At 44.4% G+C, this 23,178-nt stretch carries 20 protein-coding genes, 1 other RNA gene and 1 other annotated feature; of the genes, 4 read left to right on the top strand and 17 right to left on the bottom strand.

Annotated features, from left to right (window positions below):
• Window positions 1–86: 86 nt before the first annotated feature.
• The gene (gene gpr / locus P22_RS01015; RefSeq protein ID WP_235814508.1) at window positions 87–1,064 is read right to left on the bottom strand and encodes a GPR endopeptidase; all 978 of its coding nucleotides are present in this window, start codon (window positions 1,062–1,064) and stop codon (window positions 87–89) included.
• 203 nt (window positions 1,065–1,267) lie between these two features.
• On the opposite strand from gpr, the gene rpsT reads away from it, so the two are divergent.
• Window positions 1,268–1,534: a 30S ribosomal protein S20 gene (gene rpsT / locus P22_RS01010; RefSeq protein ID WP_054258343.1), complete on the top strand. Its 267-nt coding sequence runs from the start codon at window positions 1,268–1,270 to the stop codon at window positions 1,532–1,534.
• A gap of 48 nt (window positions 1,535–1,582) precedes the next feature.
• On the opposite strand, the gene holA is transcribed toward rpsT, so the two are convergent.
• The 4 genes from holA to leuS form a co-directional block, all read right to left on the bottom strand.
• The gene (gene holA / locus P22_RS01005) at window positions 1,583–2,623 is read right to left on the bottom strand and encodes a DNA polymerase III subunit delta (RefSeq protein ID WP_054258342.1); all 1,041 of its coding nucleotides are present in this window, start codon (window positions 2,621–2,623) and stop codon (window positions 1,583–1,585) included.
• 25 nt (window positions 2,624–2,648) lie between these two features.
• Window positions 2,649–5,015, bottom strand: a complete 2,367-nt coding sequence (locus tag P22_RS01000) for a DNA internalization-related competence protein ComEC/Rec2 (protein WP_054258341.1) — start codon at window positions 5,013–5,015, stop codon at window positions 2,649–2,651.
• 13 nt (window positions 5,016–5,028) lie between these two features.
• Entirely contained in the window at window positions 5,029–5,628 is a 600-nt protein-coding gene (locus tag P22_RS00995) for a ComEA family DNA-binding protein (RefSeq protein ID WP_054258340.1), read from the bottom strand.
• Window positions 5,629–5,735: 107 nt separating this feature from the next.
• Window positions 5,736–8,216, bottom strand: coding sequence for a leucine--tRNA ligase (leuS, locus tag P22_RS00990; protein WP_054258339.1), 2,481 nt, complete (start codon window positions 8,214–8,216; stop codon window positions 5,736–5,738).
• Window positions 8,217–8,371: 155 nt separating this feature from the next.
• Window positions 8,372–8,578: a binding site (T-box leader), on the bottom strand.
• 169 nt (window positions 8,579–8,747) lie between these two features.
• Between leuS and P22_RS00985 the strand changes: the two genes are divergently transcribed.
• Window positions 8,748–9,140 (top strand): hypothetical protein, encoded by a 393-nt coding sequence (locus P22_RS00985; RefSeq protein ID WP_054258338.1) that lies wholly within the window; start codon window positions 8,748–8,750, stop codon window positions 9,138–9,140.
• Window positions 9,141–9,150: 10 nt separating this feature from the next.
• Here the strand turns inward: P22_RS00985 and P22_RS00980 are convergent, their stop codons facing one another.
• Complete coding sequence (locus tag P22_RS00980; protein ID WP_054258337.1) at window positions 9,151–9,747, bottom strand: TetR family transcriptional regulator; 597 nt, start codon at window positions 9,745–9,747, stop codon at window positions 9,151–9,153.
• Between the two features lie 193 nt (window positions 9,748–9,940).
• Here P22_RS00980 and P22_RS00975 point away from each other — a divergent pair, with 193 nt between their 5' ends.
• Both P22_RS00975 and lgt read left to right on the top strand, forming a co-directional pair.
• Window positions 9,941–10,210: a metal-sensitive transcriptional regulator gene (locus P22_RS00975; RefSeq protein ID WP_054258336.1), complete on the top strand. Its 270-nt coding sequence runs from the start codon at window positions 9,941–9,943 to the stop codon at window positions 10,208–10,210.
• 406 nt (window positions 10,211–10,616) lie between these two features.
• Window positions 10,617–11,420, top strand: coding sequence for a prolipoprotein diacylglyceryl transferase (lgt, locus tag P22_RS00965; protein WP_054258334.1), 804 nt, complete (start codon window positions 10,617–10,619; stop codon window positions 11,418–11,420).
• 40 nt (window positions 11,421–11,460) lie between these two features.
• On the opposite strand, the gene P22_RS00960 is transcribed toward lgt, so the two are convergent.
• The 11 genes from P22_RS00960 to P22_RS00915 form a co-directional block, all read right to left on the bottom strand.
• The gene (locus tag P22_RS00960; protein WP_054258333.1) at window positions 11,461–12,807 is read right to left on the bottom strand and encodes a replication-associated recombination protein A; all 1,347 of its coding nucleotides are present in this window, start codon (window positions 12,805–12,807) and stop codon (window positions 11,461–11,463) included.
• A 149-nt stretch (window positions 12,808–12,956) separates the two neighbouring features.
• Window positions 12,957–13,132: non-coding RNA, 6S RNA (gene ssrS / locus P22_RS19875), on the bottom strand.
• An 82-nt stretch (window positions 13,133–13,214) separates the two neighbouring features.
• Complete coding sequence (gene aspS / locus P22_RS00955) at window positions 13,215–15,017, bottom strand: aspartate--tRNA ligase (RefSeq protein ID WP_054258332.1); 1,803 nt, start codon at window positions 15,015–15,017, stop codon at window positions 13,215–13,217.
• A 3-nt stretch (window positions 15,018–15,020) separates the two neighbouring features.
• The gene (hisS, locus tag P22_RS00950) at window positions 15,021–16,286 is read right to left on the bottom strand and encodes a histidine--tRNA ligase (RefSeq protein ID WP_054258331.1); all 1,266 of its coding nucleotides are present in this window, start codon (window positions 16,284–16,286) and stop codon (window positions 15,021–15,023) included.
• Window positions 16,280–17,821, bottom strand: a complete 1,542-nt coding sequence (hemZ, locus tag P22_RS00945) for a coproporphyrinogen dehydrogenase HemZ (RefSeq protein WP_235814525.1) — start codon at window positions 17,819–17,821, stop codon at window positions 16,280–16,282. Before hemZ ends, hisS begins: the two co-directional genes overlap by 7 nt.
• Window positions 17,822–17,823: 2 nt before the next feature.
• A complete protein-coding gene (locus P22_RS00940) occupies window positions 17,824–18,267 on the bottom strand; it encodes a Fur family transcriptional regulator (RefSeq protein WP_054258330.1) in 444 nt (147 codons plus the stop codon).
• 7 nt (window positions 18,268–18,274) lie between these two features.
• Window positions 18,275–19,315 carry an AI-2E family transporter gene (locus P22_RS00935; RefSeq protein WP_054258329.1) on the bottom strand — a complete coding sequence of 347 codons (1,041 nt, stop codon included), beginning with the start codon at window positions 19,313–19,315 and terminating at the stop codon, window positions 18,275–18,277.
• Window positions 19,316–19,326: 11 nt separating this feature from the next.
• A complete protein-coding gene (locus P22_RS00930) occupies window positions 19,327–19,947 on the bottom strand; it encodes an MBL fold metallo-hydrolase (RefSeq protein WP_054258328.1) in 621 nt (206 codons plus the stop codon).
• Between the two features lie 11 nt (window positions 19,948–19,958).
• Window positions 19,959–20,408 (bottom strand): D-aminoacyl-tRNA deacylase, encoded by a 450-nt coding sequence (gene dtd / locus P22_RS00925; RefSeq protein ID WP_054258327.1) that lies wholly within the window; start codon window positions 20,406–20,408, stop codon window positions 19,959–19,961.
• Complete coding sequence (locus P22_RS00920) at window positions 20,405–22,621, bottom strand: RelA/SpoT family protein (RefSeq protein ID WP_373432661.1); 2,217 nt, start codon at window positions 22,619–22,621, stop codon at window positions 20,405–20,407. Before P22_RS00920 ends, dtd begins: the two co-directional genes overlap by 4 nt.
• Window positions 22,622–22,665: 44 nt before the next feature.
• Window positions 22,666–23,178 (bottom strand): adenine phosphoribosyltransferase, encoded by a 513-nt coding sequence (locus P22_RS00915; protein ID WP_054258325.1) that lies wholly within the window; start codon window positions 23,176–23,178, stop codon window positions 22,666–22,668.

Genomic DNA, 23,178 nt, shown 5'->3' with positions numbered 1-23,178 from the left:
ACTTTTTATGTACAATTTCAGCACGTCCTATATATATGCTTGTCAGGCACCCGCTTAGTACAAAACTTTCTAAATAGAGTTGAACTTTAATGTAAATAACGATGAATATTGGCATAGTCAATATTCGGATGCATCGCTTGATTTATTCCTCCTGCCACCACATCGGAAATATCATCAATAAGGCGGTCCACTTCTTTGGGTGTAACCATAAGATCACCGAGCGCCTGCGGAAGCACCTGCCGAACAATAGTATGACGCTCCTCTTCCGACAACCGTTCCATACTTTTAAGGTATCTGGCAAAAGCCGCATGTTCCTGCATGGCATTAATCGTATCCATTGCTATAGTAGCGGCATGAACAACTGTAGGTACACCAATGGCAATAACCGGAACCTGTAACGACTCCGGGGTCAAGCCAAAGCGTTTATTGCCCACTCCCGATCCCGGATGAATTCCCGTATTAGAAAGCTGGACAGTAGTAATCACCCTCTGGCTGGAAGCAGCAGCCAACGCATCAATAGCAATGACTGCGTCCGGCCTGATTTTTTGTACAATCCCATGAACAATTTCCGCAGTCTCCATGCCGGTTATTCCTAAAACACCAGGCGCAATTGCACAAACCGATCGTACACCGCCTTTCAGTTCTGGAGATAACAGTTCTTGTAAATGACGTGTAACTACAACTTTTTCCACCGCCTTCGGCCCAAGTGCGTCAGGAGTGATTTGCCAGTTACCCAAGCCTACCACTAAAACAGTGGCGTGTTGCGGCAAATTGAGTAAAACCGATAATTCCGTGGCTAAAAAATTCATTATTTTTTCTTGAAGCAATGTATTTTTATACCGCAGTCCTGGTGCTTCAATAGTAATATATTTTCCTCTTGCTTTGCCCATCAGCTCCGCCGCCTGCGCAGAGCTGACCGTTACACGCGTAATAACCGCCTCCTCCTGTTCTGCCGTTTCCACTAACAATCCCGGTATTTTCTCTTCCACACTCCGGTTTAGCATTTCCTGCGCTTCCAACGCCAAATCTGTACGTACGGAAATCGTCGTATTCATGTCCATCATGGTTGCCTCCCGCCAATTATTTATCCATAATCATAAATAGCTACCATTTTAATTTTTATCAGTATTATGGTCGGCAACCTATTTTCCTATACGATTTTTCTGAGGAGCTTGCGCTTAACCAGCAAACGAATAATTCTGTCTTGATTTTGCTCCTGATTCGTGCTACACTATTTTAGGTAAAATGGTCAAAGGAGGTGAAACACTTGCCAAATATTAAATCATCTGAACGTAGTGTTAAAACAGATGCCGAAAGACGCGCAAAAAATTTTGCTGTAAAATCAACTGTGAAAAGTGCTATCCGCAAAGTGGCTGAAGCTGTACATACCGGCAAAGCTGACGAAGCTAAAACTCTCCTGACCAAAGCCAGCAGCACGATTGATAAGGCGGTTGCCAAAGGCATTATTCATAAAAATGCTGCGGCCCGCAAGAAGTCCCGTTTAGCCCGTAAAGTTAACGCAGCAGCTGAATAGGTTAAAAACCCTATCCATCAAATGGACAGGGTTTTTTTATGTCTGTCGTTATCGGCACAATTCAATAATAATTTGCTCCAAAATGGTTCGATCAGTCCGGCCTGACTTGAAATCAATATCAGCCTGTGCCAGTGACAATAACGTCCGCTGAAGGTTGTTCACAGTGAACCGCTGGCTCTGTTTCATTTTTTTCTCTGCAATATACGGTGACAAGCCCAAGCTGCTTGCAATTCTTTGCACACTGTAGCCTTGAAAGATCATTTCTTTTATCTGCCATAATACACGTATTTCCCGGGCAAGAAGCCCAATTAACTTAATGGGGTGCTCGCCGGCTTCCAGCTGTTTGGTCATTAGCTCCAACGCTTTCGATACCTGCTTTTGCCCCACCGCTTCAGTCATGGCAAACACAGACAATTCCGGTATGGCTGCCAGAATACGTTCAAGATCCCGGAGGCTTATCGGTTTGTTATCTGTATAAAGAACAGTCTTTTCCAGTTCCGAATTCAAAAAGTCCAGTGATACCCTGCTCATGTTGCCTACCAGCATCAATAAATATTCGAGTGCATCAGAAGACATCCTAGCATTCATTTCCTTGAGCCTGCTCCGAATCCATGTGCCTATTCCTTTACTGTCCCATGGCTTAAAGGGGGTTGCTTCAAAAATCACACCATGTTTCTCAATAACTTTGTATAATTTACGGCGTTTATCAACTTTTTCCGGCGTCGTTAATATAAGACAAGCCGTTTCCGGCATATTACCGAATATCTTCAGTAAAGTCGCATCAGTTTGACCGGCGTCATGACCAGTATCTTTGTCCTGTCTTTGTGCTCTAAATAATAAGGTATTATGGATAACGACAATAATTTTCTCGCCAATAAACGGGACCGCTTCCACCAGGGTAACCAAATCCTGCGGTTTGGGATCGGTGTCCAGAATAATCAAATTGCTTTCCCGATCTTCAGGCTGCAATATCTGATTGATAATGGCATGTTCCAACTGACTGGTCAAGAAAGTTTCCTCGCCATATAGAAGATAAATAGAACTTATCTGACCGGCTGCTATGTTTTCTAATAATTGACTATGCTGCATTCTACCCCTCCAACTTTCTTGATGTTTACCTAATAAACGGATCTACTTGCAAATTTTGGCCATCAGTTATAAATCGCACGGCACCATGATAGTCGGTACGGTACACTTGTGCTCTAACAGCGGATAAACGTCGCAAAACCTCAGCATGCGGGTGCCCAAAACGGTTATAGTAGCCCACTGATATTACAGCATACCTTGGCAGCACCTGCTGCAAAAACTGACTGGTAGACGACGTTCTTGCTCCATGATGCCCTACCTTCAATACATCGCTTTTAATAGGTTGCCCCCTAGTAATGATAGCTGCTTCACCGTCAGCTTCCAAATCTCCGGTGATTAGAAAACTGTGCTTACCATAGTTAATGCGCAAAACGGTGGAAAATTCATTACTCTGCTTCGATTGTACATCATCAGGTGCATAAACAACAGAAATCGTTACTCCGTCTATATGAATGGACTGCCCAGGATAAGCCGGAATAATAGTCCCCCTATTTCTACTGCGAAAAACAGCCTTTACAGCCCCTGTATGTTCTTGCTCCCGTGAGATGACTATATTCCGTACCGGTATATGAGCCAGAATACCGGCTGCGCCTCCGGCATGATCCTGGTGTCCGTGTGTTAAAAACAGATAATCCAGCTGCAAAATACCATAATGTTTAAGATACGGCACCACAACCTGTTCACCGATATCATATTGGGAATTCCCGGCAATTCCTCCTGTATCAATCATAACTGCATAGCGGTGCGGTGTTGTCACTAGTGTCGCATCCCCCTGACCAACATCAATAAAATGAACTGTAACCGGCTCAGGATAATACCGGTATAAAATAATTGCCATAATACCAGCAGCCAGTCCTAGCATACAATGGCCAGTCCATTTTTGCCATACTTGTACCGGCGGCATACAAGGAAGATAACCGTATAACCATGCCAGTACAACATAATAAATTACTCCGACTATGACAGGTATAACAGGTAGATATACTGTAGCTAAAGGCAAGGCTGCAAAAAACGAGGTCAGCGGAACAATCAGCCCGATTAACAGACTGCAAATTACCATAATCAGCCCGGCTACCGCCGGGAAAATCGCGCTAAGCATCACACCGGCCAGTGCCAATACAACTAAGGCTTCAACCAAGGGTACAACAACAATATTAGCGGCAAACGAACTTAGTGAAAAAGTATTGAAATACCAAGCCAAAAAAGGTAATACTCCCAACTGAGCTGCCAAAGTAACAGCTATCCCCTGAGCTGCCCATGGCGGCAGAATTTTAAAAAAAGCGACAGTTTTATTATAAAAGTAAATTAAACCGGCAGTACACGCAAAAGATAATTGGAAGCTAATATCATAAAGGAGTTGTGGTTGATAGGCCAGCATAACAAGTGCAGCAAATGCCATGGCGGCAGCAGCGTCTTTCTCCCTGTTCCAACCGACCCCCGCCAGGGCAATCAACCCCATAAGTACAGAACGCATTACAGGCGGCGTAAAACCTGCGACAACAGCGTAAAACAAAATGCCCGAAAACGCTAACAGGAAAATACATGCATATTTAAGTCGCAAACGTTTTCCCAGCCACATCATAACTGCGGCAACCAAAGCAATATGAGTACCCGAGACCGATAGAATATGTATCAGCCCGGTTTTTGCAAAAGCGCCTATCACTTCTTTGTCTATTCCGGAGTAACCACCAAACAGCATTCCAGTCAGGACAGCAGCGTCACCGACGGGCATAACCCTTGCCATGTTGCCCTCGACCTGAGTGCGCCATTTATGAATCCATTCCTTCCATTGACCGGTGAATTCTAATGGTGAAGATTGAAACTGTATTGAGTTGAAATTCGTTAGCAAGCGCGCCGTAATCCCCTGTCGCTTGAGTGCCGCAACCGTATCAATGGCTCCGGGATTATTATACCCGTGCAGGGCAATCACGCGGCCGCGAATAACTACTTTATCCCCATAGGCTCCTAAGGGCTGATTTAGCCCTTGCCGCACTGTAGTCACCACTTTGCCGGTAACAGGCATCTTCCTGTTCAGGATGCCGGAAACCTCTTGACACTCCAGAATATATTTTACTTTTATATGATCTTCATCAACCTCCACGGCTTGCGGTATATCTGCTATTTTACCATAAAAAGTCAGGTCGTGGTCTACCAAAAGACTAATATCATTCGCTGCAATACGATCCGCGTGAATCAGCCGAATGGCACCGATAAAAAAGAAAACTAGAGCAAGCCAATAAACGCAACGCCGCTCTGAACGAAAACTGTATCCAATCGCCATCACAGTAAATATAAGTGTCAAAATATATAGTAGCTGCAGTGAACCACTATAATACCCGGCACTCCAAATACCGGAAACAAACGCTGCTGATAGAACAATCAATATCTGGCTCATAGGATTTTCATACCTATATGGTTATTTTATCAACTATACGATTGTACTTTGCTTCTCCAATGCCCGGAACTTTCTTTAAATCAGTAATATCTTGAAATGAACCAACCGTTTCGCGATATTCAATAATTCGTTCAGCCATAGCAGGTCCTATACCCGGCAATTTATCAAGTTCTTCCTTATCTGCTTGATTAATATTAATTCGGTCCGGCATGTCACTACCCTGACGCAGCTTTCCGTCCGGCGATGTACCGCTATTCTGCTGCAACACATGAATATGCATGCCATCTCGTATTTTTTCCGCCAAATTAATTTTTACTTGGTCGGCAGTAGGTGTCAAACCACCCGCTGCATTCACCGCATCTAAAACACGGCCACTGGCCGGCACCTCATAAACCCCCGGACAGGTTACAGCTCCGCTTACATAAATTACATATACAGATTCTTTTTGACTTTCCTGTGGTCGCCGCTCATCCTCTTTAGGGATCAACGGTTCTTCCTGTTCAATCGTAGTTTGCTCGGCAACTGCACTTTTCTGCCAAAAGCTATAAAAACTTGCAATTAAAATGATGGCGGCAACAGCTAAAATAATAATAATACGTTCTTTCTTTAGCATATAAGGTTACCTCCCATATTATATTTCAATTCTTTTGAATTTTCGTCAAATAATGTAAAAATCCTCCAAAAAAAAACCGCTCTATACATAGAACGGGGGTAAAAATACTATTTTACTACAATGTTGACCAGTTTTTGAGGAACACAGATAACCTTTACAATTTGTCGTCCGGCAACAAGGCTTTGCACTTTTTCTTGTTGCAGAGCTAAATCCTGCAACTCTTTCATATTAAGGCCGACAGGAATCACTATCTTCTCCCTGACCTTACCATTGATTTGTAAAACAATTTCCACTTCTTCCTGCTGTAAGGCCGCTTCATCAAAGGCAGGCCAGCTTTGCTTGTGAATGCTGCCGGCCTCGCTCCCCATCGTCTCATACCATAACTCTTCCGTAATATGAGGAGCGAACGGTGCCAATAGCCGCAGTAGTCCGGATACCAACTCTTTAGCTAATGCTGCGTTCATGGTAATGGATTGCTCTTTATAAGCGTACATGGCATTTACTAATTCCATAATAGAACTAATTGCCGTATTAAAATTAAACCGTTCACCGATATCGTCGGAGACCTTTTTGATTGTTAAGTGTAGCATACGTCTTAGCTGTTGCTCATCTTTACTAAGCTCTTCCACCTGGTTTGTTTCGTCCGTAATAAAAGCACTGTAATGCCGGACAATACGCCACAATCTGCCCAAAAAACGATACGAGCCTTCCACTCCCTGATCGCTCCATTCCAAATCACGTTCAGGCGGAGCCGCAAATAAAATAAACAGCCGGGCGGTATCGGCACCATACTTATTAATGATTTCTTCCGGTGAAACGATATTTCCCTTGGATTTTGACATTTTGGCCCCGTCTTTAATAACCATTCCCTGGGTCAGCAAATTTTTAAACGGCTCATTAAAATTAGTAATTCCGGCATCCTTAAGCACCTTAGTGAAAAAACGGGAATACAACAAATGCAAGATTGCGTGTTCAATACCGCCGATATACTGGTCAACCGGCATCCAGTAATTCACTTTGGATGGATCAAAAGGAGCCGCCGTATTACGTGGATCAGTATACCGCATATAGTACCAGGATGAACAAATAAAGGTATCCATTGTATCGGTTTCCCGTTTGGCGGCACCACCGCATTTCGGACATTTACAATTAACAAACTCTTCGATCGTAGCCAATGGCGAAACATTCCCGGTATCAAACCGCACGTTATCCGGTAACATAACCGGCAAGTCTTTCTCCGGTACAGGGACTATACCGCATTCCGGACAATAAATAATCGGAATCGGCGCCCCCCAATAACGCTGGCGGGATATCAGCCAATCGCGCAAACGATAGTTAATTCTTCTTTTTCCTACACCGTTTTGTTCCAACCAAACGGCAATTTCTTTCTTTCCTTGTTCATTCGTCAATCCTGAAAACTTTCCGGAGCCAACCATGACTCCAGGACCATCATAAGCCCCGGTCATTGTATCTAGGTTTAAAGTCTGGTCTGACGGCTGAATAACCAGCCGTTTTTCCAGATTATACTTAGTAGCAAACTGCCAATCACGCTCATCATGTGCCGGAACCCCCATAACTGCGCCAGTACCATATTCCACCAACACATAATTAGCAATCCAGACAGGAACTTTAACTCCGTTTAACGGATTAACTGCATAGCCACCGGTAAACATCCCTTCCTTCTCCAGTTCGTTCGAAGTACGGTTTACCTCACTGAGATTGCGGACCCGCTCAATAAAGGCACGGATCTCCAATTCATTTTTCCGCCCCTTGATCAACTTTTCCACCAAAGCATGTTCGGGAGCCAATACCAGGTAAGAAACACCGAAAACCGTATCCGGTCTAGTGGTATAAACGGCAATCTGCTCTTTAAATTCAGGAACGGAAAAATTAAATTCCACGCCTTCACTACGGCCAATCCAATTTTCCTGCATGGTTTTTACGCGTTCAGGCCAACCTTTAAGAGTTGTCAAGTCTTCCAGCAAGCGATCAGCATAATCGGTAATTTTCAAAAACCATTGTTCCAGTTCTTTTTTGACTACCACAGCATCGCAGCGCCAGCAATGTCCATCAATAACCTGTTCGTTTGCTAAAACGGTATTGCAATCATCACACCAATTCACCGTGGCTTTTTTCTTATAGGCCAGTCCCCGCTTATAGAACAGCAGAAACATCCATTCCGTCCATTTATAATATTCCGGATGACAGGTGGCTACTTCGCGGTTCCAGTCATACGAAAGCCCCAGTTCCTGCTGTTGCCGACGCATATTTTCAATATTTTTCCATGTCCACTGTGACGGTTGGACACCATGTTTGATAGCAGCGTTTTCGGCCGGCATGCCGAACGCATCCCATCCCATAGGATGAAGCACATTATAACCCTGCATTACTTTAAAGCGGGCAACTACATCACCAATGGAATAGTTACGTACATGGCCCATGTGCAAGTTTCCTGAAGGATACGGAAACATTTCCAAAACATAATACTCCGGCTTTTGACGGTTGATTTCCGTTTGGAACGCATCCGTTCTCTGCCACTTTTTTTGCCATTTAGCTTCAATATCAGCTGGAAGATATTTTTCGTTCATTAAGTAACCTCCCTATATACTCGCGTATTCTAAACCTCTGCATTTTTTATTATGAGTCAAGACTACCCGTAAAACGGGTGGTTTATTGTGGAGCGCAAAACACACGCGCTCCACTGGCTGAAGCCAATAATTAAAAACGTCCCTGGCTTTATAAAGCCAGGGACGAGCATTTCCCGCGATACCACCCTGTTTGACGACTACAGCGCCGTCCTCTCTGGATCATTAACGCTGATCACACGTCAGCCGCTACCTCTCGCGCCTGCCCCTCCGCAGCGAGTTCGGCTTCTTCCGGTTTGGCTCGCAACAACCGCCAACTCTCTGCACCATCCAGTGAGCCTACTACTCTGTTTCCTCGGATTATCAGATTATAGTATATAGTAACCGCCAGGAAAAGTCAACCTGGTAAATCACCTTATGTGGAAAATTTAATCCTTCCAGTATGGATTATAAGAGAATATCCATAATTAAAAGCATATCTAACCCGTTTTCTTCATAAGTTTTATCATGCAAACTTGGTAAAGGAGGCTTATCATGTATAAGCTAATTATCGGCAACGTAAGAATAACTGTTTATGACGATGCCATCACTCGCCAAGAAGCCGCTGTTACGGCTAAAGACGCAATTCATACGGCCGAAACACAAGGGAAGCAGCTAAGTCACATAGAACTACAGCTGGGACCGGACGGCATCGAAGTCAAAACCACAGAGAAAATCGGAAACAAAGCACTGCGTAAAACAGTCAAACACAGCATGTTGGATGGGATGCTGGCCGCTGTTAAAGAAAAGTTGTCCCCAACAACCGCTTTTTCCAATAAAGAATTGTGGATTGACGGGGATACCGGACAGGAATGGCGTGGTTCGGAAGTAGCGTCAACCCGCGATGAATTATTGGCAAAGTTCGAAGAATGGCTCAAGCAAATGTGAGAAAAAATCTTTACTGGCGGCGCTTAACACCGTTAAGATATATCCGAACTGCCTGCATCAGGTATGATTGATCCTGCACCTGCTCCTGCGGCCAAAACTCCATGGCCATCGGTTTGGCAATAAAATAAAAATTCAAAATACCTGCCAAGGACAAAACGGCATAGTTCGGATTAAGATCGGCACTGAAATATCCGCTGTTGACACCCTCTTCAAAGGTTTTATACAGAAAAGGATAGATCTGCCCAATATACCTTTTTACCACGGTGTCGAAACAGGCGGTAGGATTAGTTAATTCGCTGTGAAGAAAGCGAATAAGAAACGGACTGCTTTTATGAATGGCGTATACACTCTCCGTATAATATAAAATTACTTCCAATGGATTCATTTTGCGCAAGGAAGCATTCTCCAGCATACCGCTGATTGGACGAAACTGCTCGTCCAACACAGCGGCATATAGTCCCTCTTTGTTGCCGAAATGGTATGCAATTAACGCACTATTGACTTTAGCCGCTTCGGCAAGTTCTCTGATTGATACACCGGCAAAACCTTTGCGGGCAAATAAAGGTGTTGCCGACTGTATCATTTTTATACGGGTATCCTTTTCCATAATGATATCTCCTACTCCAGATCAGCTATTGTTTAATCACTTGATTAAATACTAGCATTTCTATTTTATTTTGTCTATCCCCTGCTCACCGTACTGTAAACCCTTCTTAGTTCAAGGCAATTAATTGCACATTCATGCCAAATAGCCTATAATAGAAACATATTGAATGGAGAGCGTCGAGGTGTGTGTAATCATGAGTAGCCAGAATGTCAAAACAGAAGTATTGAATCGCTTAAGGAATGTAAAAGGCCATGTTACCGGCATTGAGCGCATGGTGGAAGAAAACCAGCCGTGCAGCAGCGTGCTAATCCAACTTTCCGCCATCAGGGCTTCTATTGAAAAAATTGGTATGTATATTTTGGAAAATAACGCAGTAGAATGTTTATGCGATAAAAAACACCTCCCGGACGACAAACAAAAGATTGAGCAGATCGTGAAACAAATGTTAAGTTTTTTAAAATAAGGTAGGCAACACTCACGTGCTTGCCTACCTTATGTATTATAAAAGTTTTATAAACAAGGAAACTCCCCGCCGCATCCAGTCAAACTAATGTGGCTCCTGCCAGCTTTTGCAGCAAGGACCGCCAGTGGATAATAAACCTCTCCTAGTACTGCATTTCTTGGGGATACATAAAGGTAAAACAAAAAACGTAGGATAATATTTGTCCGGCACAGGGCGGCCATCCACTGAAAGTTCCCCGTCAATAAAGGGCGGTACTCTTTGTCCAATACCCTGTCGGGAATCCTCCATATCATAAAACCACCCTATTTTCCGGATTACCGACTATACTGATAAAAAAAACTCGCCCATACATGTATTATAAATACGCAAAGCAGAACTATACTCTGTCACTTCAAGGAGGTTTCCTATGCATCAATATTTATTTTTTATTGGAGATTTTCCCATTCGTGCCTATGGATTGGTACTTAGTCTGAGTATCATTTTGGCAACTTGTACAGCCTATTATTTTGCCAAACAGGACGGCCGCTGGCACCAGCATGTCCCTGACATAGGAATTTACTGCGGTATAGCCGGTATTATCGGTGCACGGTTGTGGGATGTATTTTTCTTTGACTGGGGTTACTATCAAAACCATCTGCTGGAAATCCCCTTTGTCTGGCAAGGTGGCATGGCAATCCAGGGTGGCGTTGTTTTTGGCGCTATAACAGGTTATATTTACACGAAACGGCATAACATCGATACTTGGGCCTTTGCCGATATCGTTGCCGCCCCGTCTCTTATCATTGGACAAGCGCTGGGCCGTGCCGCTAATTTGTTAAACGGCGACGCTTTTGGCCGTCCCACGGGCAGTAATTTCGGCATTCTGTACCCGGATACGACCCTGGCCCATCATGTCTATGGCAACCAGGCGTTGTGGCCCGCCGAAGTATGGGAGGGACAGTTAGATGTTGTCATCTTCGTTCTATTACTGCTCTTTCGCACAACCAATCATGCCAAGGGACAGACTTTCATCCTCTATGCCATTCTTTACTCTACGGCCCGTTTCTTCCTGGAATTCTTGCGCGGTGACTATACAACACTGCTGTGGGGCTTAAAGTCGGCACAGCTTACCAGTTTAGCAGTTATTTTGATCGGCACCGTTCTTTTTTGTTGGGTCGGTGCCAAGGGCGAACGCATTCACACCCCGCCTAAAGCCCCGCGCAAGCAGTAACAAATCCGAATATTCTTATTCTCGAAAGGGGTATCCATTTTCATTGCGGGTTACCCTTTTTCTTTGCCTTGTTCATCTTCTGGCGTATTGCCTGCAAGCGTTTTCCCAGCAGCGCTTCCTGCCCGTTATCGGTCGGTTCATAATAAACAGCATCGAAAATGTTATCCGGCAAATACTGCTGCCGGACAAAACTGTCCTCATAGTCATGGGGGTACTGGTAACCCTCACCATGGCCGAATTGCCGGGCCCCTTTATAGTGAGCGTCCCGTAAATGGAACGGTACCTGCCCGCAATCTTTCGTTTTTACGTCTCGTAAAGCCCGGTCAATTGCAACATAAGCGGCATTGCTTTTCGGGGCACAGGCGATATATATAACCGCCTGCGCCAGAGGAATACGAGCCTCCGGCATACCGACAAATTGGACAGACTGTGCCGCCGACATAGCCAGGTTAAGTGCCTGTGGATCGGCATTGCCCACATCCTCAGCAGCACAGATGACAAGCCGCCGGGCGATAAACTTAACATCCTCCCCTGCCGCCAGCAGCCTTGCCAGGTAATGCAAGGCTGCATCCGGATCCGATCCCCGCATACTTTTTATAAATGCCGAGATAACATCGTAATGCTGATCTCCGCTTTTATCATACAGCGGAGTTATTTCATCGCTGACAGAACGCACAAAATCAACGGTTAATTTTTTCCCCTCCTCGGCCTCCAGCATATCCACCGACTGTTCCAGGATATTTAAAGCGGTTCTGGCATCCCCGTTTGCCAGTATGGCAATCATTTCTAACGCCATATCATCGCCCTTGATCCCTTTTTGTCCCAGGCCGCGATTATTATTTTGCAGTGCCTGCTTAAGAATTCGGATCATATCCTGCTTGTCCAACGGTTGCAAACGTATTACCCGCATGCGGGACAATAAGGGGGAATTCACTTCAAAATACGGATTTTCTGTTGTTGCACCAATCAAAATAATTGTTCCATCTTCCACATAAGGCAGCAAAGCATCCTGCTGGCCCTTATGAAAACGATGAATTTCATCGATAAATAAAAGCGTTCGCTGCCGCTGCATTAGTAACCTTTCTTTAGCATCCTCAGTTACCCTCCGAATATCTGCAACACCTGCAGCGACAGCATTCAGCTGCTCGTAATGACACCCCGTTGTATTGGAAATGACCGTAGCCAATGTTGTTTTGCCCGTTCCCGGCGGTCCAAACAAAATTATGGACGGAATATGATCCGCCTCAATCATCCGCCGTAAAAATGTTCCTTTACCAAGAATCGTCTCTTGTCCGATAAACTCTTCCAGACTTTCCGGACGCATGCGTGCAGCCAGCGGCTGGCTGGCTTTTCTATCCTGTTCTAGCTCATAGGAAAATAAATCCATGATTTCACCTTTTTGCTTTATTGTATCATATGTCGCCCTTTGATGCGGCTATTTTATCTTCAAAGTTATCTTATAGCACTCTGCATTTATCAATATAAAAACCTAAGCATCTTTATTATAAAGAATGCTTAGGTCATTTAGAGAAGAACCTCCTCCCCACCATGCCGTACCATCACCGTTGTTTTGAACCTGCCCCAGCAGGTGGGTACCCTCCTGCTTACTTTATGTTTCCTTAAAAAAGGCCTACACGCCATAACCAGAGTCAGGCTCCCTTAATTAAGATGTTGGCTCAAAACATCGGCCCCCACGAACATAGCAGGGTTTTAGAAGAAATCTACAGTTTTATATTATCAAAAAATTTCATCAATTGCAAGTTTTCACGCATCGGATTCATGTTCCAATATTTTCTATTGTTTATGGACTGTTTTTTTCTGTACGATATCCGTTTTAATAGAAAGTTCTTTTAACTGGGCCGGAGCGACCTCAGACGGAGCCTGGCTCATAACGTCGGTAGCACTTTGTGTCTTCGGGAAGGCTATAACATCGCGAATAGAAGAACGTTTCGCCATGATCATAATCATTCTATCCAGTCCGAAAGCAATGCCACCGTGCGGAGGAGTCCCATACTCAAAGGCGTCCAGCATGTAGCCAAATTTATCCATAGCTTCTTCGGCGGAAAAACCGACTGTCTTGAATATTTTTTCCTGCAGATCACGATTATAAATTCGTATACTGCCACCGCCAATCTCGGTTCCGTTAAGAATCATGTCATAGGCTTTCGCTTTAACGCGGCCAGGATCACTGTTCAAATAGGCAATGTCCTCGTCGCGCGGTGACGTAAACATATGATGCATGGCTATCCAACGTTTCTCCTCTTCGTCATATTCAAACATTGGGAAATCCACAACCCATAAAAAGGAGAGTTTATTGGGATCGATCAAGTCCAGACGGCGGGCCATTTCCAACCGTAATTGACCCAAAGCTGCCGCAACAGTCGCCGGTTTGTCGGCAACCATTAACAATAGATCCCCCTCTTTAACCTCGGCAGCAGAAAAGATGTTGGCGATAATTTCCTCAGAAAAGAATTTAGTAATTGGCGATTTAATTCCCTCAGCCGTATTACAAATCCAGGCCAGTCCTTTAGCACCATAAGTCGCGACATAATCAACCAGACTATCCAGTTCGCGTCTGGCAATATTCGCATATCCCTTTACATTGATTGCCTTAACTTGGCCACCGTTGCGTAATACAGTCTCAAAAACTTTAAAATCCGACCCCCGGACCGCTTCCGAAATGTCAACCAGTTCCATACCAAAACGGATATCCGGCTTATCTGAACCATAACGATTCATAGCCTCTTCATAACTCAACCGCAAAAAAGGGGTTGGTATCTGAATATCCATAATTTCTTTAAACAATTGTGCAATCATATTTTCCATCATAACTAAAATTTCTTCACGGTCAATAAAAGACATCTCAATATCAAGCTGAGTAAATTCCGGCTGACGATCCGCTCTTAAGTCTTCATCGCGGAAACAGCGTGCGATCTGAAAATACCTCTCCATTCCGGCAACCATCAATATTTGTTTGAAGATCTGCGGAGATTGTGGCAAGGCAAAAAATTTTCCCGGATTGACTCTGCTTGGCACCAAATAATCACGGGCCCCTTCCGGTGTACTTTTAATCAGCATGGGTGTTTCGATTTCCAGAAAACCTTGCTTATCAAAAAAATCCCTCATTGCTTTCGTGACACGATGCCGCAAAATTAAATTGCGCTGCATCTCGGGGCGCCTTAAGTCCAGATAACGATACTTTAAACGAAGTAGTTCATCGACATCGATATTATCCTGGATATAGAAAGGAGGAGTTTTAGCCTGATTCAAAATACGCAATTCTTCACCATATACTTCCACTTCCCCCGTGGCCACATTCATATTCACGGTTTCTGCTGAGCGCAGTCCTACTCTGCCACGTATGCAGAGAACATATTCCGTACGTACGGTTTCCGCCTTTTTGAAAGCTTCCTGGTTTACATCCGGTGAAAACACAATTTGCACAATACCCGAACGATCTCTTAAATCAATAAATATTAAACCGCCGTGGTCGCGGCGACGCGCTACCCAGCCACATAAAACTACTTCTTCTCCATCCTGCTGTTTATGCAAGTCATTGCATGCATGTGTCCGTTTTAAACCTGCCATTGTATCCATTCTCTATTCCCCCGTCTCCATGTAAATCCTGTCAGCAACCTCATCAACAGCAATCAGCGTCTGCTCACCACTGGACATATTCTTGAGCATCACTTTGCCGGTGGCAGCCTCTGTCTCGCCAATAATCGCAACATACCGTGCAGGATATTTATTGGCATGCTTCATTTGGGCTTTTATGACCCGTCCCATATAATCCATGTCGGCTGTTAATTTTGCTTCACGCAGTTTACCCAATAATACAAAAGCCGGTATTTGCATCTCTGCGCCTATAGGCGCAATGAAAACATCAATACCGTCCTTTTTTTCCGGTAAAAGACGTTGTTTCTCTAATGCCAGCATCACTCGCTCCAGTCCGATGGCAAAACCGATACCCGGCGTTTCCTGTCCGCCGCATTCACTCACCAGGCCGTCGTAACGGCCGCCCCCACAAACCGCACTTTGTGCGCCAAGCGGAGCATACTGAATTTCAAATGCAGTTTTTGTATAGTAATCCAGTCCCCGGACTAGGCGCGGATTCAGGTTAAAATCAACTCCTGTGGCAGAAAGCAGCTCTTTAAGCTGTGAAAAATGCTCCCGGCATTCTTCACACAAACAATCGACCATTTGTGGGGCTCCCTCCGAATGCTTATTGCACCCTTCCTTTTTACAATCAAGAATCCGCATAGGATTTCGGTCGAATCTTGACTGGCAGTCCGAACACAAATGTGACAGTTTGTCCCGCAAAAACTCCTGCAGCTTGCTACGATACAGCGGCCGACAAACGGGACAGCCTACCGAGTTAATATAAAGCTGTAAGTCATCAAGCCCTAACGTCTTAAAGAAGTTCACTGCCAGCATAATAATTTCAGCATCAACAGCAGGACCTTGGGCCGTCAGTACCTCCACACCAAATTGATGAAATTGACGAAACCTGCCCGCCTGGGGACGATCATAACGGAACATCGGACCGATATAAAACAATTTTGTGGGCTGGGCTCCGGCATACAGCTTATTTTCCAGAAAAGATCTAACGACAGCTGCCGTATTCTCCGGTCGCAGCGTAATATTCCGTCCGCCGCGGTCTGTAAACGTATACATCTCCTTTTCCACAATATCTGTAGTTTCTCCGATCCCCCGTAAAAAAAGTTCGGTATGCTCAAAAATCGGAGTACGGATCTCCTGATAAGCAAACATACGGCATACATCGCGCGCCACGGTTTCAATATACTGCCAGTAAGCGCTGCTTTCCGGCAAGATATCCTTTGTACCGCGCGGCCCTGTTGTTAACATGTACTTGACTCCTCCTTATTATCCTCAAACAACCCTGCTATCAGTTTCTCTCTATCTATAAGATAGGTCGTGACATTTTCCATATAAGTGCGGATATCCTTGGGATTATGGCAACTGCACACCTGCCAGTTGGAAGGGTCAACCGCTTTGGTGGCAGCTGCCGAACCAATACCAATTACGGTTTGGCGTTCTTCCATCACCTGGATATTGTAGATACATTCCTTCCCGGGTATGGCATAACCCACATTCTCCAGATTACCCGACATATATTTTTGCCGATATAAATAGTAAGGCTTCATCGCCAGGTCGCTGACGTACCGCCGGGCAATTCGAAGCATATTTTCCGTCATCCGGGGATCAGGTAAAACTCCACGGCATTGATCAAGAGATGCTTTTAAGATCGATCCCCTTTTTATGGCCAGCGTATGTACCGTTATATTATCCGGTTGCAAGGAAGCAATGCTCCGCATCGTATTTTCCATGTCCCTTTCGTCTTCACCGGGCAAACCGGCAATAATATCCATATTAATGATAAACTGTTTTGCACGGCGCAATTCACGAAACATATCTATTATATCGTTTACTGTATGGTTTCGTCCAATGACTTTTAAAGTTTTTTCCCTCATACTTTGCGGATTAATGCTAACCCGGGTAACACCGAAGTCTTTCATAAGATGAATTTTGGCAAGATTCAGGCTGTCCGGGCGTCCTGCCTCTATAGTGTATTCCGGCGGCATCGTGCTGCACAAACTGTTTTGTATCATCGTTAACAATTGCAAAAATTCGTCATTGTAAAGACTAGTCGGCGTACCGCCGCCAACATAGATACTCTGTACCTTTAACTGGTATTTTTCAATAAGCTTGGCGGCAGCATCCATGTCTTTTTTTAAGGCTGCCAAAAACATTTGTACATATCCCCGGTCCGGAATTGTAAACCCCGGAAAAGAACAATACAAACAACGGGAAGGACAGAACGGTATCCCTATGTAAATGCAAATAGTCCGTTTACTCGTTGTCAACTTCGATAAGCTACGTTGCTGATTAACCACTTCCATCAACAGATGGGCTTTATCAGGTTCTATTGCGTAATCCTGCATTAAGCGCCGGACAATATTCTCAGGCACCATTCCTCTTTCCAGCATGCGATGTACTATTTTAGTCGGGCGCACACCGGATAAAATGCCCCAAGGCCCCGGCCATTTTCCGGTAATTCGCCGCATAAGGCTCAGTAGATTAATCCGAATCAGCCTTTTAGCCGCTTTTTCTGCTTTTTCATCCTGATATTCGGCCGTGTTTTCCTCTACCAACTGCTTATTACAAAAGTCTAACCAGGATACGGTTGTACTCACCCTGACAGCATCACCCTGAAAAATCACATTATTTTGGAGATGAAAAAAAACTCCCGGCAATCGTTCCAACTCTTTAGCATCAAACCGAAGCGGTTCAGGTTTATATTCTTCAACACCAAATAGAGACATAGTAGCCTTGATATCAGACATAAACTCATTCTGACCTGCAGCTACTACATAATACATTTTCACTTTTCCTGGCACTCCTGACAATAGCCATAAAACTTTAATTGATGATCGACTATTTTGAAATTACTTTTCCGGGCAACTGCGTTTTCCAGTGTTTCCAGCAAGTCATCTTCAAACTCCTTGACCTTGCCGCAAGCTAGGCATATTAAGTGGTGGTGGTGATGCCGAGTCGTACTGGCTTCGTTAATTTCATACCGGCTGCGCCCGTCGCCGAAATTCATCTTCTGCAAAACTCCCAGGTCACTTAACAATTCCAGTGTCCGGTATACCGTAGCCAAACCAATCTCCGATGATTGATTCCGCAGAATATTGTGAACATCCTCGGCACTCAAATGTTCGTCCTGATGATCCAAAAACGCCTGCAGTACGATCTGCCGTTGTGCTGTCAGCTTATACTGGCGTTCGCGAAACATCTCTTTTAAATGCGACATGGTAATTCCCATATTCTACTCACCTTTCCTTATCCCATAAGTGTTTAATAAGTACCCTTATCAGAGCAGCCGCTGGTACTGCCAGCATCATTCCTACAACGCCGAACAGCTTCCCGCCTATCAGAAAACTAATAATAATCATGACCGGGTGAATGGCTATCGAATGCCCCATAATTTTAGGAACTACAATATGATTTTCAAGCTGATGAATGACAATATAAAATAGGATTACCTTGACCGTTAATGCTGGTCCGGCGGTATAAGCCAACAAAACAGCCGGGATAGAGCCTACAATCGGTCCGATTATCGGAACGGTTTCCGTAAGCATAGCCAGCAGACCTAAAATCATAGGATAGTCAACACCCAAAATGTACATACCGGCAAATACCATGAGTCCAATTACAAAGCTAACCAAGATCTGTCCGCGAATATATTGGCTGATAACCTCGGACATTTCCTCCACAATCTCCTGGGCTTTCTGCTTGCTTTTATATGGCAATAAATGAAGAAACTCTTCTTTTAAACAACTTCCATCTTTAAGAAAATAGTATGTTAAAACCGGTACAACAACTAGTTCAATCACACCTGATGCAAAATTAAAAGCCGTATTTACCATCCGTTTAACTAAATCCAGGCTATAACTGGTTGCACCGCTAACCAATTGCTCAACGATAGTATGAATATTATCCGGTATGGCAATATTATAGGCATTTTTTTCAATTTCTAAAGTAATCCCTTTCAGTTTCGAAACCAACGCAGGCAAATCGGCCAAAAATTTGTAAAACTCCACAATAAAAGGTGCTAAGAGAAAGGCTAATACTCCATAAATAAACAAGGTTACACAAAAAAAGGAAAGTAGTACGGCAACTCCGCGCGGCAGATGTTTTTTAAACGGCCAAATGGGAACAGCTATAAAAAAATTCACTAATGGATTTAAAGCAAAAGCCAAAACCAGCGATAGAATAACCGGCAGATAAATAACCGTAACCTGGCTAAGCAAGTATAGAACAGCAATAATTACAACAATCCGCACCCAGTTTGCAGTGGTAATATTAATCATTGAGCTCCTCACTATCGGATGAATGGATTCATCTTGCGTTCCCAGCCAATGCTGGTTTCCGGGCCATGACCAGGCAGTACTTTATATTCATCCGGTAAAATCATTAATTTATCCTGAATGCTGTTAATTAATTGTTTGCCGGAACCTCCGGGAAGATCAGTACGTCCGACGGATTCAGCAAACAGCGTATCCCCACTGAAGATAACCGAATCTCCCTGTAAGCATATACCTCCGGGAGTATGCCCTGGCGTAAAAAGTACGGTAAGTGTACTTTTTCCTATTCTTATCGTATCTTTTTCCTGCAGCAGATGATCTGCCGGATCACTCGTCACATCATTTCCCATAAACGCAGAAAGATTAAGACGCGCGCTGGTCAGCATGGCAGCATCATTAGGATGAATATATATCGGAGCGCCTGTAGCCTTTTTTATCTTACTGTTTGCTCCAATGTGATCGGCATGTCCATGAGTATTAATAATAGCAGCAACTTCCAGATGCTTATCATTTATCACCTTGATGATCTCGGGAGCACTGCCGCCGGGATCGATAACCGCAGCCTGCATGGTGGCGTTACAATAAAAAATATAGCAGTTCGTCCCCAGCGGCCCAACCTCCATTCTGACGATTCCCATCTTTCCCCCTCCTAAAAATTCCGTTTGCTATCCAACAATACCGTCACAGGGCCATGATTGGATAAGCGTACGACCATGTCGCTTCGGAATTTACCGCTCGCCACCCGAATACCGGCCCGTGAACATTGTTCGATAAAAGAATCATATAGTATAGATGCCAACGCCGGCGGAGCAGCCCGGTCAAAACCCGGTCTGCGCCCTTTACGGCAATCTCCCAGCAAAGTAAACTGTGAGACCACCAGCAATTCACCCTTGATGTCTACTAATGATACATTCATTTTTCCCGTATCATCAGGAAAAATGCGCAAATTTACAATTTTTTCCGCCAAATACACTACATCCTGTGCGGTATCCGTTGTCTCAACCCCCAGTAAAACGGTCAGTCCCCTCTCGATACTGCCCACCAGTTGACTATCAACCCATACTTCCGCTGAATCGGTTAATTGAACTACAGCTCTCATGCGGTTCCCCCTATCGTAAGGGTTGCACGGTGTACGCTATATACATCCCGCAACCGGCGGATTTTCGTCATAATATGTTCCAAATGTGTCAAATTGCTGATATCCAGACTCAGCGTTATCGTTGCCGTTTTATTTTTTTGCGCCCGTGCATTAACCGAACTGACATTGGTTTTGCTCTCGGAAATAAGCATCAATATGTCGGAAAGCATACCGGCCCGATCAGCACAATGTACTTCAACAGGCACCCGGTAGACGCTGTCCGTATTAATATCCCAGCTTACCTCAATCATTCGTGCGTATTCATCCGGCTGCTTTAAAATATTAGTACAATCTGCCCGATGAATGGATACGCCCCTGCCGCGGGTAATATAGCCAATAATGGCATCTCCCGGGACGGGATTGCAGCAGCGGGCGAGCCGAACCATCAAACCGGCTTCCCCTTCCACTAAAATGCCATGGCTTGATTTACTTTTTGTGCTTTTGGGCTTAAGCTCCGACAGTAGCTTGGATACATCCGGCGGAGTCGCTTCCCGCTGCTCTTTCTTGTAAATCTCAATAAATTTTGCCATAACCGCATGGGCGGTGGCACCGCCATACCCCAGTGCCGCAAACAAATCATCAGCATTCCCTGAAATATTTAGTTTTCTGGTAATTTCATTAAGCCGGTCCCCTTTATTCAGTTCTTTCCAGTCATACCCCAATTTTTTACATTCTCTTTCAATCATTTCCCGGCCTTTTACAATGTTTTCTTCCCGTTTTTCTTTTTTAAACCATTGCCGTATCTTATTGCGGGTATCAGAAGAACCGACAATATTGAGCCAATCTCGGCTGGGGCCGCTTCCTTGCTTACTGGTAATAATTTCAACAATATCGCCATTGACCAGTTTGTACTCCAACGGAACAATTTTACCGTTTACACGGGCCCCCACACAGCGATGTCCCACATCTGTATGGATACGGTAAGCAAAATCAACCGGAACTGATCCTGCCGGCAAATCAATAACATCGCCTTTCGGAGTAAATACAAAAACTTCGTCAGCAAAAACATCCAGTTTTAATGTTTCCATGAATTCACGGGGATCGCGTAAATCCTGCTGCCATTCTAGCAGTTGACGAAGCCATGACAGCTTTTCATCAAAGTCCCTGCTTGCGCCTTTGTTTCCCTCCTTATACCGCCAATGCGCAGCTATACCGTACTCGGAGATCCGGTGCATTTCCTGAGTTCTGATTTGAATCTCCAGCGGCTGCCCTTCTGTGCCGATAACCGTGGTATGCAGTGATTGGTACATATTGGATTTGGGCATAGCAATGTAGTCTTTAAACCGCAAAGGCAATGGCTTCCATAGTGTATGCACCACACCTAACGCGCCATAGCAGTCTTTGACCGTATCCACAATAATACGGATTGCCGATAAGTCGTATATTTCACTTACGTCTTTATTGCCCTTCAACATTTTTTTGTAAATACTAAAAAAATGTTTTGGTCTTCCCTGGATATCAGCCTGTATATCTACCGAATGCAAGCGCTCCTGTAAAATTTCTATAGCTGAGCTGATCAGTAATTCCCGTTCTTTACGTTTTTGTTTTACCTTTTCGACCAACTCATAGTATTTATCCGGCTCTAAATAACGAAAAGCAAGATCCTCAAGCTCCCATTTAATATTCGACATCCCCAGGCGATGAGCCAGCGGAGCAAATATTTCCAAAGTTTCCTGGGCGACTTTACGCTGCTTTTCCTCCGGCATATATTTTAGTGTCCGCATATTATGCAACCGGTCAGCCAATTTTATCATAACCACACGGATATCCTTAGCCATGGCTAAAAACAGCTTGCGTAAATTCTCCAGTTGCTGTTCTTCTTTTGACTTATATTCAATACGGCTAAGCTTTGTGACTCCGTCAACCAGCATGGCAATTTCCTTACCAAACTGTTTTTCCAGCTCTTCTAAAGAAAAATCCGTATCTTCTACTACATCATGAAGAAGTGATGCGCTGATCGTAATCGCGTCAATCTGCAATTCCGCCAGTATTTTCGCAACTCCCAGGGGATGATGTATATATTCCTCTCCCGAGATACGCTTCTGTCCATTATGGGCATTATGCGCAATGCCATACGCCTTTTGCACAAGATGGACCGGTGCATCCGGCTGATAAGCCCGAATTTGTTCGATAACTTGTTCTATTGTTATATTTGTTTCTTTGGACATACGCATACCCCACTAAAACATGTCATTCACTGTACACGACGGATCTCATTCTAATACTGAACAAGAGAAACAATCTTATAACCTGGTAGGTTATTTCGTCCCTGCAAATAAGTCAGTTCTATCATAAACGCCAAGCCCTTGACTTTTCCTCCCAGCTTTTCTACCAAAGCAATAGTGGCTTGAGTCGTTCCTCCAGTAGCCAGCAAATCGTCAACAATAAGTACATTTTGTCCCGGAATAAGTGAATCCTTGTGGATCTCCAAAGAAGTCTGTCCATATTCCAAAGAATAGTGCTGCTGTATAGTTTCCGCCGGCAGTTTTCCCGGTTTTCTAACCGGCACAAAACCGGCTCCCAGGGCATAGGCTACCGGAGCACCGACAGCAAAGCCACGCGCTTCCGGACCAACCACGATATCAATCTGCTGATTCTTAAACGCCGCTGCTAAACTGTCAACAGCATTATGAAAAGAAGTCCCGTCTTTAAGCAAAGTAGTTATATCTTTAAAACGGATACCTTTTTCGGGAAAATCCAGGACAACTCTAATTTTTTCTTTAAAATCCAT

It is taken from the genome of Propionispora sp. 2/2-37 (genome assembly GCF_001298735.1).
GTDB lineage: Bacteria > Bacillota > Negativicutes > Propionisporales > Propionisporaceae > Propionispora.
The sequence above is the reverse complement of the archived record's forward strand: the minus strand, read 5'-3'. Positions and strand labels throughout refer to the sequence as shown.

Bases quoted from the DNA above. Each gene is read 5' to 3' on its own strand.
- gpr (WP_235814508.1), bottom strand. From the start codon at position 1,064: ATGATGGACATGAATACGACGATTTCCGTACGTACAGATTTGGCGTTG.
- P22_RS00915 (WP_054258325.1), bottom strand. From the start codon at position 23,178: ATGGATTTTAAAGAAAAAATTAGAGTTGTCCTGGATTTTCCCGAAAAA.
- aspS (WP_054258332.1), bottom strand. From the start codon at position 15,017: ATGGATACAATGGCAGGTTTAAAACGGACACATGCATGCAATGACTTG.
- P22_RS00985 (WP_054258338.1), top strand. From the start codon at position 8,748: ATGTATAAGCTAATTATCGGCAACGTAAGAATAACTGTTTATGACGAT.
- lgt (WP_054258334.1), top strand. From the start codon at position 10,617: ATGCATCAATATTTATTTTTTATTGGAGATTTTCCCATTCGTGCCTAT.
- P22_RS00920 (WP_373432661.1), bottom strand. From the start codon at position 22,621: ATGCGTATGTCCAAAGAAACAAATATAACAATAGAACAAGTTATCGAA.
- P22_RS00995 (WP_054258340.1), bottom strand. From the start codon at position 5,628: ATGCTAAAGAAAGAACGTATTATTATTATTTTAGCTGTTGCCGCCATC.
- P22_RS01000 (WP_054258341.1), bottom strand. From the start codon at position 5,015: ATGAGCCAGATATTGATTGTTCTATCAGCAGCGTTTGTTTCCGGTATT.
- P22_RS00980 (WP_054258337.1), bottom strand. From the start codon at position 9,747: ATGGAAAAGGATACCCGTATAAAAATGATACAGTCGGCAACACCTTTA.
- hemZ (WP_235814525.1), bottom strand. From the start codon at position 17,821: ATGTATTATGTAGTAGCTGCAGGTCAGAATGAGTTTATGTCTGATATC.
- dtd (WP_054258327.1), bottom strand. From the start codon at position 20,408: ATGAGAGCTGTAGTTCAATTAACCGATTCAGCGGAAGTATGGGTTGAT.
- P22_RS00935 (WP_054258329.1), bottom strand. From the start codon at position 19,315: ATGATTAATATTACCACTGCAAACTGGGTGCGGATTGTTGTAATTATT.
- P22_RS00940 (WP_054258330.1), bottom strand. From the start codon at position 18,267: ATGGGAATTACCATGTCGCATTTAAAAGAGATGTTTCGCGAACGCCAG.
- P22_RS00930 (WP_054258328.1), bottom strand. From the start codon at position 19,947: ATGGGAATCGTCAGAATGGAGGTTGGGCCGCTGGGGACGAACTGCTAT.
- leuS (WP_054258339.1), bottom strand. From the start codon at position 8,216: ATGAACGAAAAATATCTTCCAGCTGATATTGAAGCTAAATGGCAAAAA.
- P22_RS00960 (WP_054258333.1), bottom strand. From the start codon at position 12,807: ATGGATTTATTTTCCTATGAGCTAGAACAGGATAGAAAAGCCAGCCAG.
- holA (WP_054258342.1), bottom strand. From the start codon at position 2,623: ATGCAGCATAGTCAATTATTAGAAAACATAGCAGCCGGTCAGATAAGT.
- hisS (WP_054258331.1), bottom strand. From the start codon at position 16,286: ATGTTAACAACAGGGCCGCGCGGTACAAAGGATATCTTGCCGGAAAGC.
- P22_RS00975 (WP_054258336.1), top strand. From the start codon at position 9,941: ATGAGTAGCCAGAATGTCAAAACAGAAGTATTGAATCGCTTAAGGAAT.